The organism is Paenibacillus xylanexedens, assembly GCF_017874615.1.
Lineage (GTDB): Bacteria > Bacillota > Bacilli > Paenibacillales > Paenibacillaceae > Paenibacillus > Paenibacillus xylanexedens.
Genome location: NZ_JAGIKV010000009.1, coordinates 54424 through 70640, shown reverse-complemented (window position 1 = coordinate 70640; position 16217 = coordinate 54424). Strand labels below are relative to the sequence as shown.

The window sequence follows — 16217 nt, the reverse complement described above, 5'->3', positions numbered from 1 at the left end:
CTTAATTAAGAGCAAACAATGATATTTGAATATTTATTTTTGTAATCGTAGAGTTACAATTAATTGCTTAATGCCCTCTGAAATTACTTCAAATGATTTTCGTTCGAAATCCTCAAGTTTGACTAACCCATTCTGATTATCAACCACAACAATAAGCCCGTTACCCTCTATCCCTATAGGAATGTGCTCAAGTTTGTTATCGTGGTTGTGCTTGTATCCCACAAGTAAGTTGAAGTAAGATTCTATATCTGTTGTTTGCTGCACAGACTCTAGTTTTATATAATGGTCAGTAATAAAACCATCTAAATCTGCAAACCAATACGAATTAAAATACTCAATGACAGATACATGCATTCTAATGCCTAATTTTTCTTCTAGTGAGCTAAAATCATAAATTTCTTTTTTTTCGACAGGTCTCCAAGAGATATAATCATTCTCGTCAACTTTTCCATAATAAATAAGAGATTCTACGTCTTCATCAAATGGTGTTTTAAATAAAAAATCTAATCCTCCTTCAGCGAGGGACTTCCTTAATAAAAAATATTGATTCATCGCTTCTTTTATGGACACATCTATCACCCTTTACTTATTTAAGAATCTTTCTAGCATTTCAGCATATTTGCTATCACTACCCCAAGCTCCTGCTTCTTTTTCAACATTGTGTATGCCGCCCGAACTAGGATACAATTCGGAAACTTGCTGCACTAGCATGATCAACGCCTGTAACAATGAGAACCATCACAAGTCCAATAGCAAGGATTAAAGGTGTAATTAATTTCTTTCTTCTCGTAACTTTCATCTTAGTGGAAGACTAAATGACGCTTTTGTATTATTATCAATGAAAAAAGTTTTCCAACTGTCTGATGAGGATCCGTCAGAAGTTCTGGCCAATCCAAATCTCATCCAAAACTTTCGATCCACTTTTTCTTTAAAAAATCCAGAGCTTACATAGTCCTCAACGGGAAGATTATTTATCCCGTATTTATCCACTGTTCCACTATTGAAGTTGTTTACCGTTGTAAATACGTTAGCAACCTCCTGGTAAAATGTTAAATTTTTTAAATTATTACTACTAGGGGTTACGGTCACTTCAATGAAAACCTCATAATATCCTTCTTTAATGGGATATCTATAATCTTTATCAATAAACATCCTACCATAAAGATTGTTAATACTTGTCTTGGATTGTGCATCAGCAACAATCATCCGATGCGGGGTCATTGTACCTAAATTGTTACGAAGTTTTACTGTCTTGCCCACTATACGATCAAAACTCGAACTAATACCCTCTTCGGATTTTAGATATATGTATGGTGTTGCAGACGTTAGATTTGTTCCTGTCAGACCTACCTCGCGCATTTCATTCAGATCTCTATACGAAGTTGCCTTACTTTCTTGTACCTGTTCATAACGCGACAAAATAACCGCCGCCTCTGCTCGTGTGGTTGTTTTCCCCGGACCAAACGTACCATCTGGGTATCCGCCCATCAATCCAGTTCCCAATACCACCGACACATAGGGATATGTTGCTTTCTTTAACCCGCCCTTGTAATATTCTGCCACAGGCACCAACGTATTTTCTGTATCCTTCAACGCTTGTTTGTAATCCTCATCCTGAGCTGAGCCACTTCGCCATTTCCTCTCGTGTCAAAGCCGTGCCTGGCTTAAACCCATTCGGATAATCGGAAGACTTCAGAAAACCAAAGGATACCGCCCGATTAACTTCTGCCTCACTCCAATGCCCGGTCAAATCCTTAAACACATTAGTTTGCTCCGTATCCGGCGTCCCTTTAGCCACTCGGGCTAGCAATGCTGCAAATTCTGCGCGCGTCACTGTTGCTCCGGGCTTAAACGTGCCATCACTATATCCTTTGAAATAACCTTTTGCTACCGCTGCATCGATCGATGCTTTCGCCCAATGGCTCGTAGGCACATCTTTAAATGAGGTAACTGCTGCTTGACTGGTGTTTCCGGTGAAAGGAAATATTCCAATTACCAATGCACCGCTTAATATGAGTTGTGTTACTTTTTTCAAATCGTTCACGCTCCATTTTTATTGTTTTCTGTGGAACCTTTATGCCTATGTATCTTTTTTCTTGAATCTACTATTTTGCTATTATCAAATATATAGGACTTACTTAAATAAAATAGTTTACTAAGGAATATATCCCATTCCAGTTCCATGAATATTTTACCATGACGCGATGCCTATTCATAGGTATTAAGACTTATTCTCCCTTGTATAAATCCCCCTGAATCCACATATAATGCTTCCCAGCTGTCTAGCATTTTTGATATATCTCCGTGGGAGTACATTATCTTTTTATGAATACATTCAGCTTCACCATTTCAGGAGTCCTGCTCGCTCTCCCCTATTTACTTGAATACCCAAAGCTTTTATATACTTTCCTCTCTCATCATCATAATGTAAGAAACCTTTGAATGGCTTATAAACACCATTCAAAGGTTTCTTAGTTTTGATTCTATTATTTAATTTTGATACTTTTATATTTATAAAAACTTCCCATTGCGACTAGGACTACCTCAGACTTTTATTACAAAGGTTTGCATAGCTTCTAAGGCAGTAAAACAAAAGATTTCATTACTTTCACTCTAATAGCTTAAACTATATTTCGAGGTGTTTAGTATATTGATTTAATGGAACACAATAATCAGGTTCGATTTCTATGGTGACTTTCCCTCCAGCAACAATAGCCAAAGAGCTACTGCCAAAAGGCCAATCAATAGTCGAAAAAATCTCATAATTGTACCCTTCACAGCGATCACTTATATTCCATTTTTTATGAATTTTGCATTTAGATCGGTCATTCCGGTAAATATATTCATGGGGCTTAGTCTCTGTAAGAAGCTCTACTTCAATATCAATAGCTTCCACTCCTTCGAATTGAATAGTTGAAAAACCATATATATATATGTTGTCATTGAACGAAAACTGGTTCTTACTTAGCCCATACTGTTCTATACTAAACATTTTTAAAGGTATGATTATGCCCCAAACATGCAAAGACAAGTTATCTGAACTTTTTAAGGGACTCACAAATTGAATTACTGACTCCGTAAAATCATAAAGCTCAAATTTTTCTTTGGAAATATCCAACTTTATCAATTAATATTTCCTCCTTAATCACGCGTGTTGTTACTTAGTAGTTTACACAAATTATCTTGCAGAGCATGCTGATGGTTAACTATTCATCCATCTCCCAACGAAAATATTTAGAGAGATCATTGTATGCCTTATTAATATCATCATTTTCACATTTATTAATAATACGGCTTAATGTTTTTTCAAGTTTATTTTCATTAAAGTCACTTGTTATCATATGACCATGTCCTATAATAACATCACCATGATCTACCATCTTGTATAATCTTTTCGGACTAATTAATTCAAATGAAAATAAATCTGATGCTCCTTCTATCTCCTTAGGACCGATATCTATATGATAAGTAATATAAAAATCATCTATATCATCCCCCCAATTTTCATATATCCTTGTTAAGGCTTTTATAACAAGCATTTAATCCCCCCCCCCCCGTTAATCCAAAATATCGATATGGACATTTCTAATTTGTTTTGGTGCCCACGTCTTATTGTAGTCGTTATAATTACGTTCTGTCCTAATCATGACATTTTCTTGGAAATTTACCCTTACCATATTTTCTTTTGGCTTAAACTGAATTCTAAATGCCCTCATTCCATCTGCACTTGAGTAACCAATAATTTCACCCGTTGTTTTATCGATAATATCTTTAGCACCCTGCCCTGCCCATGATTTACCAGCATTCATTGCTTCTGTACGAGAAGAATTCCCAAGGGTTGACAATCCTTTTGGTGATTGTTTAACTCCTAGAAGTATTTGAGAATCAGTCAAGTTATCCACATATTTAGGATGCCACCATTTAGGTTTACCCGTCCCCTAAGTTGTAATCTTAAACTGGGGAATAAAGAAGGTGGCAACTGGTTCTTCCAATTACCACCATTATATCAGCTTGCTTTACGCTCTGTTAGAGTTACCGCCGCCCTGTATTCCGTCTTGTTCTTCATCATGCTGTAGATGATGTTTACGAGCCTTCTCATGACACATATCAGGGCTTGCTTCTTCGTCTTACCCTCAGTTAGCTTGCGTTGGTAATACTCGTTGAACTTGGGATTCCGTTGTTTCTTATTGTCGCCTTTAGCGACTTGGATTTGCTGAACGGCTAGGTTATAGAAGATGGCATTTAGTACCCGATTACCTTGTCCGCTTGCTTGGTCTTTTCCTTTGCCGCCCGAACTAAAGCGGACAGGAGCGATTCCGGCGAAACGGGCTAACTTATCAGCGTTGGAGAAGCGGCGGATGTCTCCGATTTCAGCACTCAGTTCTGCCGCTGTTACGGTGCTGATACCGTCCATCGAATCTAACTTGTAGTCCGTCTTGGCTAGCACCTGACGAAGCTGTTCTTCCGTCTGCTTAATCAGTTCTCTGCTCCGCTTCATATCCTGTACCATGTTCACGACTAGGAAGTCTCTTGACGCTTGGTAGTTCCGCTTCGTCTCCCCGTCTATCTTGACAAGTTCCAAGATTTCCTCTGCTTTACGGGTAGAACAGGTGTTATGGCTAGCTTTGCGGAGGTATGCCGCTAGTTCCTCCGCCCCCACCATTTCCAAGTGATACGGCGCAGGGTACTTCTCCCAAAAGGCTAGAGCCGTCTTCCCGTCAATGTCACAGAAGAACTTCTTGTATGACGGATAGTGATAGCTTAACTGCTGATGAAGTTGGTTCTTGAGCGAAGCGGCATGTTTGACGATAGAGTTCCTTCTTGCCACCAGTTGCCCGATAGTCCAGTAAATGTCCTGCGGATTCGCATCCGGCAGGTCATCGAGCCTTGCAAACAGAACCTTCGCAATGCAAAACGCATCCCAACTGTCGCTCTTTTGGGTCGTTGCATTATTCATGCGTTCATTGTAGGACAGAGCGGAATTGACTTCCTTGACGATTTGTTTCTTCTCGACAAGGTAAACGGCTAAGGCTCTGCCGTTGCCGCCCGTATCTTCCAATCCATAGACAGGGGTCATTCCTTTTGGCGTATGCTTCTTGACCAACTTCATCAACTCGTCAAAGGCAGATGGCTTATTCTCAATTTGGATTTCGCCTGGCCGCTCATGCCAACAGTTGATGATAACTGCTGTATGATGGGCTTTATGCAGGTCTAAACCAACGTAGACATGACGCATTTTGTAGTGCATAAAAGAAATCACCCCTGTGTACGGATTGTTAGTTGTCGTGATGGGTAAAGAATGGGGGCAACCTCAGTTCAAGCGTTAAACTTTCGGTTCGCAACGGGACGCAAGCCTCTCCACTCAATACTTGTCACAGTATGGCTTCATGTAAGCCATCAGCTACTATATTTCCATAGCGGTATGTACCGCTATAAAAATCGCGTTTGTCCAAGATTCTCTTGATTTGGACTTTGGTAAATAGTCTGCCTTGCCCAGTTGTAAAGCCTTCCTCATTCATGGCTTCGGCAATATGGGTCAATGACCATGCCGGATGTTCTTCCTTTAGCTGAAATACTCTGCGGACGGTTATGGCTTGCTTCTCGTCCACTTGGATGTACTTCTGACCTTTCTTTGCCTTGTAGCCGAAGCTAGCTCTCCCTCCGGCATAGCCACCCTGCTCCGCTTTCTTGTACCGCCCCCTGCCTAGCTTAAGAGCGATTTCGAGCCGTTGATACTGGTCAAGCAGTTCCATTAAGCCGTTAATCAAGAAGTCGTTCGGGTCTTTCTTGTAAATGCTGTAGGTCGGCTGTTCGATGCTCCGAACGTCCACCCCATGCTTCTTAAACTCCCGATGTACCAACACTTTCACAATGTCAGACCGCCATAAACGGCTTGTATTGAGGCCAACAACTGTATCAATGAATTGGCTAGATAACGCGGCTAACATGCTCTGAAAGCCAATTCTGTCCACTTCAAGAGCCTCTTCGTTGACCCTAGCCCCACTGATACCCTCATCACTGTATATGTTCATCAGATTCCATCCTTGCTCCTGACAATAGGAGCGGATTTCATCCTGTTGGTACGCTAAACTGTAGCCATCCTTGGCTTGTCCACTCGTAGACACCCGAACGTAACCGATGACATTCATGCTGATTCCCCCCACCGTTACAGAAATCTGAATTATTGTAACGCTTAGTAGATACAATGTTATTATATACCTACTAAGCGTTACAATCAATCGTTTCCATAAGGTGATAAGAAATCGTATAATAGGGGTAATTATCTCAGTTCGGAAGTTGGTGTCATATTGCCCGTTATCGTCAAACTCAAAGAGATTCTAGCTGAACGTAATATGTCTCAGCGTGAATTGGCAAGGTTAACAGGACTTCGACCAAATACCATAAGCCATCTGTGCTCCAGTGATGTTGACAGAGTTCATCTAAGTACATTCGATATTATCTGCAAGACATTAAACATTAGCCTGAGCGAGCTTCTAGTACAGGAAGATGACTAACCTTGCCGCAAATGAGAGCACATGGAATCGTCATTAAATCCGCCCAGTGTTTTACTGCAAGAACATCAAAGTCAACAGGATTTTGCAATGACATCAATTCTTTAATGGACGCTCGATGATGCTTGCTTAGTTCATCGGGGGTCATTAAGCCATGCTATAAAGCTAGTAACATGGCTCGTTTCTCCGCCCGAACTGCTTGATAGCCAGTAATAACGCTACAAGTGTAGTAGTCATTAAACTTTGGAGGATGTTGGATGATGTTCTCCAAGGGTATTTTCTCATCATGTCTATAAACCAGTTCAACCCTTGTCCGTTCCCCCACTGTCTCAATCCCCTTCGACTTCCGTTCCGCCTTTTTATCATAGTTACGGCAAAACGCATGGTCTTTGCTTTCGAATTTTCGACCATAGTAACGAGTTCCCTCATAGACGTGCATATTCCGCCCTGTATTGGATGCAATGAATACATTACTCATCGGATATGGAATATCGTATGCCAACTCACATCGAGAGAAAGAAACCTTCTGCGTGTGGCTATACAGAGCATCAAGCAATCGTTGAAACTTTACTAAGTGGTCAGGATGGGTTTCAATTTGAAGGCTATACTTTCTTGACTTCTTCTGCCACCAAGGTTGATATCGCAAATACAGGTACGCATCACCAAGGGCTAGATTCCAATGGTATACATAGCCTTTGTGACGTATAGCAGGCTTAATATCAAACCAATCTCGAAATGAAAGTGCCAGTTGATTATAGAAATTGACTGTCACTCCATGATATTCAACAGCGATTTTATCGACGGAAAGTTGTACGTTATTCATGCGTTCCCCCACCCGACAAAACTTTTGACGGATTTGTCGCTTGTATTATAGGAATGAGGGAATCGGTGGCTAGCCTTTCACACATGACCTTCCCGTTTGTTCAGTTATGTCCTGACAATATAGTGGTCGGATTATCCTGAAAATTAGTTGCGATGCTCTCGACACTATATCCATCGGGGTATCTGTTCAACTAAGCGCATACATTTTGAAAAATCCGCAAGAAAACGAAGATAACAAAAACAGGTCAATCATGGTGGTATCTGACCATAATCGACCTGTTCGATGTAAAAGGAATAGCGTTATTTAGGGTATAAAATTCAAGCATTTCGTACGTACAAACAAAATGGCGAAATCTTCATTCGGGTATTACATGGGTTATATGTGTTATTGGTTGAATGATGGGTTCATTCGGCACTGGGTAGCCCCCTCGAAATAAAACAACCGCAACAGCATAAGCTGATGCGGCCAAGTTTCTATTACCAGTTACCGGTTTCAAAATCTTCATTATCGACTTCTTTTACATAAACAGATATCCACAATACCGTATCGGTAGTTGGGTCTGTCTCGATGTAAATACCTTTATTGCTACAGTAAACTTCTTCGAATTCATCATAGACAAAACTAGGCTCTATCTCCAAGACATCATCGATATGCATACCGATTTTTATTTTTTCGAATAGTGTCCCCGTATAATTACTAAGTGCTGTTATCTTAAATAACTTACCATTAATTACATTGAACCATAGGTCGATTGAATCATCTATTTCATATCGTATCAAAAATTTACCTAAAAGTTTTTCCTTTACATTTTGCTGAGCAAGTAATGGGACATACTCACTAATGTGACTGTAGAGTCTCAGCCCCCCTATCCCTTTCCATGGAAGGATAGGAGCATTTAACTCAACCATCGTCATTCCCTCCCTGTGAAGATAATTGTTGCCGTCTCTTTTCCGTCGGTTTTATAAAAACTTTCTGCTCCATCAACAATCTTAATAATACCTTGGTCGCTTGTACTTATTTTTACATACGGACTATCTCCATGTCTGCCGCCTCCCGGAGAAACTTGTAGCTGAGTAATATTCTTACCCTCACCAGGATTATTAATTTTAATTATCTGTGCACCGGAGCGAGATTTGGTGGAAGCTTGCACTGTTACCTCATAACCTTGGTCTCTTAGCATCTGTGCAACTTCATCTACAGACTTGCCGCTAAAAGTACTAGGATTAGCCTTAATAGCATCGACGGATACTTTTCCATCATTAATTATGGCTTTACCCGTCCCCTCAGTATTTGATTCCTTCTTATACAACCCCAACGGGTCAATATAACTCACCGGGTTCCCGTTCACATACGCATACCGGTTAAAGGTCTGTCCATCCTGAATCTCTCCACGGATCACATCTCGGTTCAGGAACCGTTTCAGCTTCGGATCATAGTAGCGCGCACGCATGTAATAAAATCCGTTGGCATCGGTCATGACCCCATCTCGACCATTATACGCAAATGGTTGCTGGGTTAATCCTTCATGCTGCTCCAGTTCCCCATATAGTCCGTACGTATAGCGATCCGTCACCTGGTTACGTTCATCCGTCAGCAACGTCGTACTGCCTCGCAGGTCATAATGGTAACTGAAATAGGTTCCATCGGCATCTTCTCTTCCAATCAATCCGAGTCCATACACGTACCGTGCCTTCACATTCCCCTCGCCGTCCATCTCCATCAGCACCCGGCTCAGTTCATGTGCATCGTCGATGACATAGCGGGTCACTTGCCCTCGCTGCGCGAGTTCAATTCGGTCCCCTTGCGGGTTGTACCGATACTTCAGCTTGCCTGCCTTCACCAGACGATTTCGAGCATCGTATTCGTAAGCGGAAGCGGTGTGACCATCCGTTGCATACAGCAGATTACCGTTGGCATCGATCTCGACGGGATAGTCCCCCACCCGCTGAAGCCGGTTATCCCAGGTATAGTGCAGATGCTGCGTTGGCGAAATGCTCGTGAATTCCGTTTCAGATGTCCCTACTTGTTCGGTTGTCAGGTTCCCGGATGGGTCATACGTGTAGTGTACAACACGTCCTGGCTCGGCGCCACTGCGTAGGCGCTTCAAGGTATCATACGTGTACTGTTTGTTTTCTTCCTTCAGCAGCAAGCCGCTTGGGCTGTATGCGTACTTGAATTGCTGTAAACGAATGCCTTGTCCGCTCATATCCGTCAGGCGAGTCAGTTGGCCTGCCGCATCGTATTCCCGCTGCTCCTGGCTGCCGTTCGGGCGCCGGGTGTCGATGAGCTTCCCGCTCGCATCATAGCGATACCGGGTCAGGCGACCGTTCCAGTCCTTCACTTCAACCAGCTCACCTGTGGCCTGGTAGCGATACTGCACCACTTTGCCATCCGGATAGGTCAGCGCCGTCATCCGGCCTACCGCATCATACGCATATTGCAGCAAATGTCCAAATCCATCGGTTCGCGTGAGCAAGCGTCCTGCCGCATCGTAGGTTCGTTCCTCATGCTGCTCGGCTTCCAGCACACGGGTCACCTGTCCATCCGGCGTATAGGTCAGCACGATTTCTCCTGCTTCATCCGTGGCACGGATCAGGCGGCCCGCAGCATCATACGCGTACCGGGTTTCCTGTCCCTTGGCATCCAGCTTGGCACTTAGCCAGCCGCGATTATCATACGTATACGCCGTCCGTGCACCTGCCGCATTCGTTTCCTGCAGCAAGCGGCCACTGCGGTCATACGTTAGACGGGTCTCGTTTCCACTGGCATCGGTATAGCTCGTATTCCGATCTTCCCCATCCCAGGTCTGGCGATAGGTCACTTCATCTGCGCCTTCGCCTTGAATGACTTCGGTCAGGCGGTGCGCGGCATCGTAGCGATAATGGCGGGTATGACCATCCGCGTCGGTATCTTCGACGCGTTGATGGAGGGCATTGAACCGCAACCGCGTCATGTGGCCGAGTCCATTCTGCCATGCCACGGGACGACCAGCCGCATCATAGGTCAACTGTTGTACGGTCCGCTCTTCGCCATCGACGACGGAGACCAAGCGACCTACGCCATCATAGTGATACTTCGTGACGTGTCCTAACGCATCGGTCACGGTCTGCAATCGACCTGCGGCGTCATAGGATAACTGCGTGGCTTCACCGAGCGCATTCATTTCGGCGATCAGGCGGTTTTCGGCATCATAGGTATACTGCAGGGTGTGACCGAGCGCATCGGTGATGCTCGCCACTTCACCGTTCGGCGTATACGTATACTGCATGGAGGCCCCAGACGGACGGGTCTCCCGAATGCGCTGCCCACTGGCATCATACACGGTCTGCCACATGAGGCCTAGCGGGTCGGTGATAGATGTCAGGCGATCTGCGCCATCGTAGCTCCGGCGACTCACACTTCCTGCGGCATCCTTCAGTTCGACCAGTCGGCCTGCTTCATCCCAGCCAATCTGTAAACGTCGGCCTTCCGGATCCAGCGTATGTTGCAGCTCGCCTGTCTCGCTGTAGGCATAGGTCCAGATGGCTCCTGTAAAGTCCTGGTACGTAGCCGTTTGTCCCATTTCAGTGTAGGCCCACTTGGCTGTACTGCCATCTGGACGGGTCACTTCGGTCAGTCGTTGTTGTTCATCGTACTGGTAGCTAGTCACGCCACCTTCGGCATCCGTTTCACGCGCAACTTGGTGGTGCGCAGTATAGTGATATTCCGTTTCATGACCCAGTGGGTCGATTTCTCGGATCAGATGTCCCTCTTCATCGTAGACATACGTTGTTGTTTCGCCCAGTGGGTTGGTGACACTTTCCATCTGTCCCTGCGGCGTGTAGGTGTATCGAGTTATACCGCCATCTTCGGCATGCACTTCGAGGAGCTGCAAGGCGTCATCGTGCACGAGGGTGCGTGTCTGACCCAGCCGATTGGTCACGGTAGTCCACGTCTGACCCGGATGGCTCTCGGTATCATATGCCATCCGCCCTGCTGCACCGGATGGGTCGGTTTGCGCAATGATTCGGTTTTTCTCATCGTAGGTATTGGTAAACTGAACAACGCCGGCTTCGCTCAGCGACATCAGACGCCCTTCGCCGTCATGGGTCATTTCTGTGATTGTACCGTCCGGTTCGGTTAGACGCACCAGAAATCCTGCGCTATCATAGCCAAATGTCGCTTCACGCAAGGCATCCCTGACCGCGGCAAGGTTTCCTTCCGCGGTGTAGTCCAGTGTCAGCACACGTCCCGTGACCCGGTCCTGCAACTGCTGGAGTTTTCCTTCTTCATCATGGACCAGATCAAGTGACAGTCCGTCCTTGTTGGTGTGGCGAAGTAGTACGCCATTGAGATCGAATTGGTACATTTCGCGCGGACTACGGGCTGTATAGAGCCAACCCTGCTCGGTGTAGATCAGCTCGTCATGGTTCACATCCAGGTCATCACTGCGATAAAGGCCGTCCCCTTGGTGTGTAAATCGGTTTTTCCGTCCCGGTGTCCAGCAGACATCCACGAGGGGTTGGAATGCATCACTAGCTTCGACTTCGGTCTGAGAATCCTTTGGAGTGATGTCCAACCGCAGACCATATTGATGTGTCCAAGCCGGGCCTAGCTCTCCCCGTTGCAACAGTCCCGAATGGTAGATTAGGGTAAAGGGCCAGTCGGCTGCTCCGTGCAGCGTCAGCAAACTGTGATTCATAAATTGATGACCGGTCGCTGCGTGAATCGGGTCCTCCACTTTACTTTCTGCATGTGATTTCTGAGGATTCTGCGTTTCGGTGGTTCGCCCCGTAGATGGTTGATGCGGCGAAGAATCGATATCCTTCGACTTGGGCGCCCCTGGTACCTCTGCCCCTTTCGGAGCGTTACCTCCGGGTGTCTTCTTTATCATCGAAGCGGCCGCTGCAGAGCCCGTTCCTGCCGCCGTTCCTGCTGCAGCCGCTGCTTTCTCGGCATCGGTGAGTCCCGTATCGTGGCGTGTGGACCCGGCATCGCTTGGCGCATCGTCTGCTTTGCCCGTTGGTTTGTTACTGGTCATCGGCGCGTCACCTGTATCCCTGGAGCCTGCGGGGGCTTCGCCTGCCTTGGTCGACTTCGGCGCCGCCCCTGCAATGTCCTCCCCGGCTTCACGAGTTGAGTTCCCGGGTACCCCCGTCTTGTTAGGGCCGGTTGGCACGGCATCGAACACTTCCCCCGCGTTACGACCTACGGTTTTCGCTGCATCTGTGGCTTCATCCGCAAATTTGAGAAGGGAAGTAGCTTTGTTTAGACCCTTCCCCAGCGGCCCCAGAACGGAGAGTCCCCGCTCATACCAAGCCAATTTCTCTCCCGTGACCAGATCCCGGCCAGTTATAGCCTCAATAATACCTTTCACATTGCCGACTACGGGCGTAAAATCCAGCACCGTCCCCAGTGCAAAGGTGAGGAAACTAGCCAGCTTGCCCCAGTTGAATTTTTTGCCGTCCCTGTCCGCTTGTTCATATTCTTCTCGTTTACGCCGGGTCAACTCCGACAGCAGTTCCAGCTTGCTCTGCAAGCCGTCCAGTTCCCGCATCAGGTGGGTGAACGTACTTTGTACCCCGCCTTGGCTGAGGGTTTTGTAGCTGAGGCTGTTCATCGACCGATTCAGGTCCGCACGCAGATCCCCCATCTTATCCGCGGCTCCGTTTAGACTTTTTGAGGTCCGCTTCAGGTCAGATAGGCTGACTTCCAATTTCACATTGCTTCCCCCTTATTTCTTCTTCGCAGCAGCAGTGGCTGCAGCGGCTGCTGCTCGTTGTCTTTCGCGCTCCTGACGCTCACGTTCCTGGCGTTCTCTCTCTCTGCGCTCTTCTTCAAGGTCCTCTTGCCTGAACTGATTGGCTAAGGCTTCCAATCGGCGTGCGAATTGTTCCATATCATTCGCAGTTGTTCTCATCCGCTGAGTTATATCCCTGAAATCATCCATAAAGTGTTGATATACTCTACCCTTCCAGATCATGGACTGGACATTACTATTGATACTGGAGCGTTCATTCTCAAGCTTATTGCTGTTGCTGCGTAATTTGGAGGCAATGCTCTGCAGTTTACCGACGTCAGGCCGAATTGGCATATGTACATCTCCTTACTTTACTTTAATGAATCTGCCTTACTGAATCTCTCCGAAATGGCTTTAAGCTCGTCCCCTACATCCTTTAGCACAGTAGATACACTCTCCAGTTGAGCATGTGCATCTTTGTAAGAGGAGTAGAAACGCTCTTGAGATTTCCCCTCCCATTCCCCCGTAATTCCATCGATCAATGACTTCAGTTCTCTGGACAAAGCAATACTTTCCTGACTGCTGGCCAGAAATCGGGTAGCAATCTCCTTAATACGTTCAGGTTCAATTTTGATAAGGTCTGCCATTTATTTGACCCCTTTCCCATCCAGTTTTTCGATTTGATCCGCAAATCGTAATAACGCTTTTTTCAATATCTCCGGCTTGTATGGCTGGAACTGAAGCGTCCCCTCCGTCAATTCAACCGCCAGATACAGCTTGTCTTCCCATTGCGCATAGTGATAATCCTCCTGATGCCACATAAGTCCATGCCTCTTCATAAACATCATGGAGCCTGAGCGCTCCCCATTACTGAAGATGTCTAACGCAAGCTCTGCCTGTTCTTCCGTATGTCCTGCTTGAACCAGTCTATTACGCTGGTCTACTTCGGTAAGTCGATTCCATTGATCCCACGTGCAGTCTTTGATGACCGCCTTTTGGGCCGCACTCTTATATCGAAGTGTCAGTGGAAAGAACCCTTTCATAGCTTCTAACGTTAACTGGGCATCTGCTACAGGCACAAGGACAATGCCTCCTAATTCATCTGCTGTTTGTTCAACAACGATTCGAGGAGTGAAATAGTAGTGACCTGTGTATTTCCCAGTGCCTTCAATCTTCTTACTCACATGCATCACATCGGCAGTGCCGCATGCAGCAATGCAATAGCCGAGCATTTCATTCATATCATAGCCAGCCCCCTCTTGCTTCGGAACCAGATACCCTTTCTCCACAAATGTCTTTTCGATCAACTTATATTCCGCTTCCAATTCCTTAGCCAGATACCCGCGATAAGGATCATTAAAGTTAGCTATATGACGGACACCTACCAACTGAGTCAAGAAGAAAAACTCTTCAGGAGAGAGTTGAAATGACCACTCTTCCGTTAATTCATTTTCCAAGATAAAGCACTCCTTCAATCACTATTTAAATAGACCAATAACATAAATAATTAGTGCAAAAATCAGTGCACCAACTGAACCACCTATAACATAGATCCACATACGGTCATAGGTAGACTGTTTATTCTGTTGGATCAGTTGATTCCAGCCTTTTTTTACCAGGGTCTGCTTAGGTTCAGGGTTAAAAACAGTCTGATCTATGCCTTCTTGCACCTGCTCCATGGCAATAGAGATTTCAACATGAAATGGCGAACGATCGTTAAATTGCTCAATCAGCTTGCCATATTCCCAGAAGGCCGATGTCAGATTCCCCTGACGTTCCAATTGACGAGCTCGAGACAATTGATTCTCTTGGGCGTGACTCAAAGCGTTAACAGCATACTCACTAGGCAAATGAATAGATTCCTCTGCTGATTGCTCCAACTCTATTTCCATTTCAGATGTTGAAATCACCTCTTGCTGCACGAATTGCTTCGCTGAAGCCAGTGCAATCTGCCACTCTCCAAAGGTTGGGCATTGCTGTAGTTGCTCTGCGTTCCACAACCGGTCTAGCAACGCTGCTACTTCAGGGCCATACTGCTGCTCAAGCGTCGCTTGAAGAAGTACATAGCGCTCACTATGTTGCTGGATTTCTTGTGGATCAAAATAACTATCTCCCCACGCTTGCTTACATATGTCTGTACTCGACCAAGCCAGCATCTCGGCAAGCAGGATTCCACCAGCAAATCGATCCGCAAGAGGACTCCAGTCCCCATACTCTCTAAGGAAAGTTGCCGTATATCCCGTTGCACCCTCTGGCAGATTATCGGGTTCCTCCAATTGCTTGGCGTATATTCCTTCCACATCAACTAATTCAACAGACATGTCCTCCGCCTCTTGATTAGGGTTGACGATCAGCAGATTAGAAGCTGACAAGTCGGCATGGGCTATGCCAGCTTGCTCCAATACAGCCATGGTAGATACCAAAACCATTGCCAGTTTCATTGATTGTTCCCGAGGTAATGCTTCTCGGCCAAACATTAATTCACTCCATGTCACACCATCAATCCATGGCATATGTGCACCGTAAAGTAACTCAGGATAATGTCCGAGCAACTCCATATCTTCTATCGGATTCAATATCGTTCGTGACCATACGCTCAGTCCCGAGTGGACTGTGAGGTCTGCCATGAGCTCTGTTAACTTCATGACAGAGGGCTGTCGGAAGGCTGGGCGGAACACCTTCAAGGCACTGTTTTCTCCCGAGCTGTTAATAAGCTTGTATACTGTGCCTTCTCTGCCCTCCTGACCATAAGGCATGCCTTCGAATTGAGGGTGCTGGACCAGTCTGTAAACTTGGTTTCTAATTCGTAGTTCTGTATTTATATCAGGTGGAAACACGATTCTTGCTCCCCTTTGCACAAAAAATGATTCGAAATTATATTGTTGAGAAGGAGTTCACCTGCTCAATGCGCAGATAGCTTCCATCCATTGCTTTTACATCCTCCAGAGACTGCTGAAGGTCCATGCTATTCCACTCGCTTCCATCACTGCTAAGATAGTAGCGATAGTTGGATGCTTGAAACGTAAGGGCCATACCTTCATTTAATCCTTTGAGCATGGGTTCAAGTAATTCATGCAGAGGTATCGTATTAGGTAGCTCTATATCTGTCTTTTTACCAGTAGCATCAATAATTAAAGTCAATAATGTTCGATCCATGTGTTCT

The 16217-nt window shown here is 45.5% G+C and carries 17 protein-coding genes; 1 reads left to right on the top strand and 16 read right to left on the bottom strand.

All coding sequences use genetic code 11. The features are described from left to right. Window positions 1–33: 33 nt before the first annotated feature. From J2Z28_RS13845 to J2Z28_RS13810, 8 genes are all read right to left on the bottom strand, one after another. Entirely contained in the window at window positions 34–552 is a 519-nt protein-coding gene (locus J2Z28_RS13845) for a SecY-interacting protein Syd (RefSeq protein ID WP_211083021.1), read from the bottom strand. 243 nt (window positions 553–795) lie between these two features. Then, window positions 796–1593: an S-layer homology domain-containing protein gene (locus J2Z28_RS13840; protein WP_211082939.1), complete on the bottom strand. Its 798-nt coding sequence runs from the start codon at window positions 1591–1593 to the stop codon at window positions 796–798. Between the two features lie 16 nt (window positions 1594–1609). Continuing rightward, the gene (locus J2Z28_RS13835) at window positions 1610–2035 is read right to left on the bottom strand and encodes an S-layer homology domain-containing protein (protein ID WP_211082938.1); all 426 of its coding nucleotides are present in this window, start codon (window positions 2033–2035) and stop codon (window positions 1610–1612) included. A 591-nt stretch (window positions 2036–2626) separates the two neighbouring features. Next, window positions 2627–3127, bottom strand: coding sequence for a hypothetical protein (locus J2Z28_RS13830; RefSeq protein ID WP_211082937.1), 501 nt, complete (start codon window positions 3125–3127; stop codon window positions 2627–2629). A 79-nt stretch (window positions 3128–3206) separates the two neighbouring features. Further along, entirely contained in the window at window positions 3207–3539 is a 333-nt protein-coding gene (locus J2Z28_RS13825) for an Imm8 family immunity protein (RefSeq protein ID WP_211082936.1), read from the bottom strand. A gap of 18 nt (window positions 3540–3557) precedes the next feature. After that, on the bottom strand, window positions 3558–3902 hold the full coding sequence (locus J2Z28_RS13820) for a hypothetical protein (protein ID WP_211082935.1): 345 nt from the start codon (window positions 3900–3902) through the stop codon (window positions 3558–3560). A 104-nt stretch (window positions 3903–4006) separates the two neighbouring features. After that, entirely contained in the window at window positions 4007–5248 is a 1242-nt protein-coding gene (locus tag J2Z28_RS13815; protein ID WP_211082934.1) for an IS110 family RNA-guided transposase, read from the bottom strand. A 124-nt stretch (window positions 5249–5372) separates the two neighbouring features. Further along, window positions 5373–6149, bottom strand: coding sequence for a recombinase family protein (locus tag J2Z28_RS13810; RefSeq protein ID WP_211082933.1), 777 nt, complete (start codon window positions 6147–6149; stop codon window positions 5373–5375). A 159-nt stretch (window positions 6150–6308) separates the two neighbouring features. Between J2Z28_RS13810 and J2Z28_RS13805 the strand changes: the two genes are divergently transcribed. Beyond that, entirely contained in the window at window positions 6309–6515 is a 207-nt protein-coding gene (locus J2Z28_RS13805; protein ID WP_211082932.1) for a helix-turn-helix domain-containing protein, read from the top strand. A gap of 154 nt (window positions 6516–6669) precedes the next feature. Here J2Z28_RS13805 and J2Z28_RS13800 read toward each other — a convergent pair whose 3' ends face one another. The 8 genes from J2Z28_RS13800 to J2Z28_RS13765 form a co-directional block, all read right to left on the bottom strand. Further along, a complete protein-coding gene (locus J2Z28_RS13800) occupies window positions 6670–7335 on the bottom strand; it encodes a replication initiation factor family protein (protein WP_211082931.1) in 666 nt (221 codons plus the stop codon). A gap of 476 nt (window positions 7336–7811) precedes the next feature. Beyond that, window positions 7812–8243 carry a hypothetical protein gene (locus tag J2Z28_RS13795; RefSeq protein WP_211082930.1) on the bottom strand — a complete coding sequence of 144 codons (432 nt, stop codon included), beginning with the start codon at window positions 8241–8243 and terminating at the stop codon, window positions 7812–7814. Between the two features lie 2 nt (window positions 8244–8245). Further along, window positions 8246–13036, bottom strand: coding sequence for an RHS repeat-associated core domain-containing protein (locus tag J2Z28_RS13790; RefSeq protein WP_211082929.1), 4791 nt, complete (start codon window positions 13034–13036; stop codon window positions 8246–8248). Window positions 13037–13048: 12 nt separating this feature from the next. Continuing rightward, window positions 13049–13408, bottom strand: a complete 360-nt coding sequence (locus J2Z28_RS13785; protein ID WP_211082928.1) for a WXG100 family type VII secretion target — start codon at window positions 13406–13408, stop codon at window positions 13049–13051. A gap of 17 nt (window positions 13409–13425) precedes the next feature. Next, window positions 13426–13701, bottom strand: coding sequence for a WXG100 family type VII secretion target (locus tag J2Z28_RS13780; protein WP_211082927.1), 276 nt, complete (start codon window positions 13699–13701; stop codon window positions 13426–13428). Next, a complete protein-coding gene (locus tag J2Z28_RS13775) occupies window positions 13702–14511 on the bottom strand; it encodes a hypothetical protein (RefSeq protein WP_211082926.1) in 810 nt (269 codons plus the stop codon). A gap of 21 nt (window positions 14512–14532) precedes the next feature. Continuing rightward, on the bottom strand, window positions 14533–15891 hold the full coding sequence (locus J2Z28_RS13770; protein WP_211082925.1) for a serine/threonine-protein kinase: 1359 nt from the start codon (window positions 15889–15891) through the stop codon (window positions 14533–14535). Between the two features lie 37 nt (window positions 15892–15928). Next, window positions 15929–16210, bottom strand: a complete 282-nt coding sequence (locus tag J2Z28_RS13765; RefSeq protein WP_076210973.1) for an EsaB/YukD family protein — start codon at window positions 16208–16210, stop codon at window positions 15929–15931. Window positions 16211–16217 lie beyond the last annotated feature (7 nt).

What these genes read in the sequence shown, in the direction of transcription:
- J2Z28_RS13825 (WP_211082936.1), bottom strand. Translation starts at nt 3,539, where the DNA reads ATGCTTGTTATAAAAGCCTTAACAAGGATATATGAAAATTGGGGGGAT.
- J2Z28_RS13810 (WP_211082933.1), bottom strand. Translation starts at nt 6,149, where the DNA reads ATGAATGTCATCGGTTACGTTCGGGTGTCTACGAGTGGACAAGCCAAG.
- J2Z28_RS13785 (WP_211082928.1), bottom strand. Translation starts at nt 13,408, where the DNA reads ATGCCAATTCGGCCTGACGTCGGTAAACTGCAGAGCATTGCCTCCAAA.
- J2Z28_RS13815 (WP_211082934.1), bottom strand. Translation starts at nt 5,248, where the DNA reads ATGCACTACAAAATGCGTCATGTCTACGTTGGTTTAGACCTGCATAAA.
- J2Z28_RS13765 (WP_076210973.1), bottom strand. Translation starts at nt 16,210, where the DNA reads ATGGATCGAACATTATTGACTTTAATTATTGATGCTACTGGTAAAAAG.
- J2Z28_RS13845 (WP_211083021.1), bottom strand. Translation starts at nt 552, where the DNA reads ATGAATCAATATTTTTTATTAAGGAAGTCCCTCGCTGAAGGAGGATTA.
- J2Z28_RS13800 (WP_211082931.1), bottom strand. Translation starts at nt 7,335, where the DNA reads ATGAATAACGTACAACTTTCCGTCGATAAAATCGCTGTTGAATATCAT.
- J2Z28_RS13795 (WP_211082930.1), bottom strand. Translation starts at nt 8,243, where the DNA reads ATGGTTGAGTTAAATGCTCCTATCCTTCCATGGAAAGGGATAGGGGGG.
- J2Z28_RS13780 (WP_211082927.1), bottom strand. Translation starts at nt 13,701, where the DNA reads ATGGCAGACCTTATCAAAATTGAACCTGAACGTATTAAGGAGATTGCT.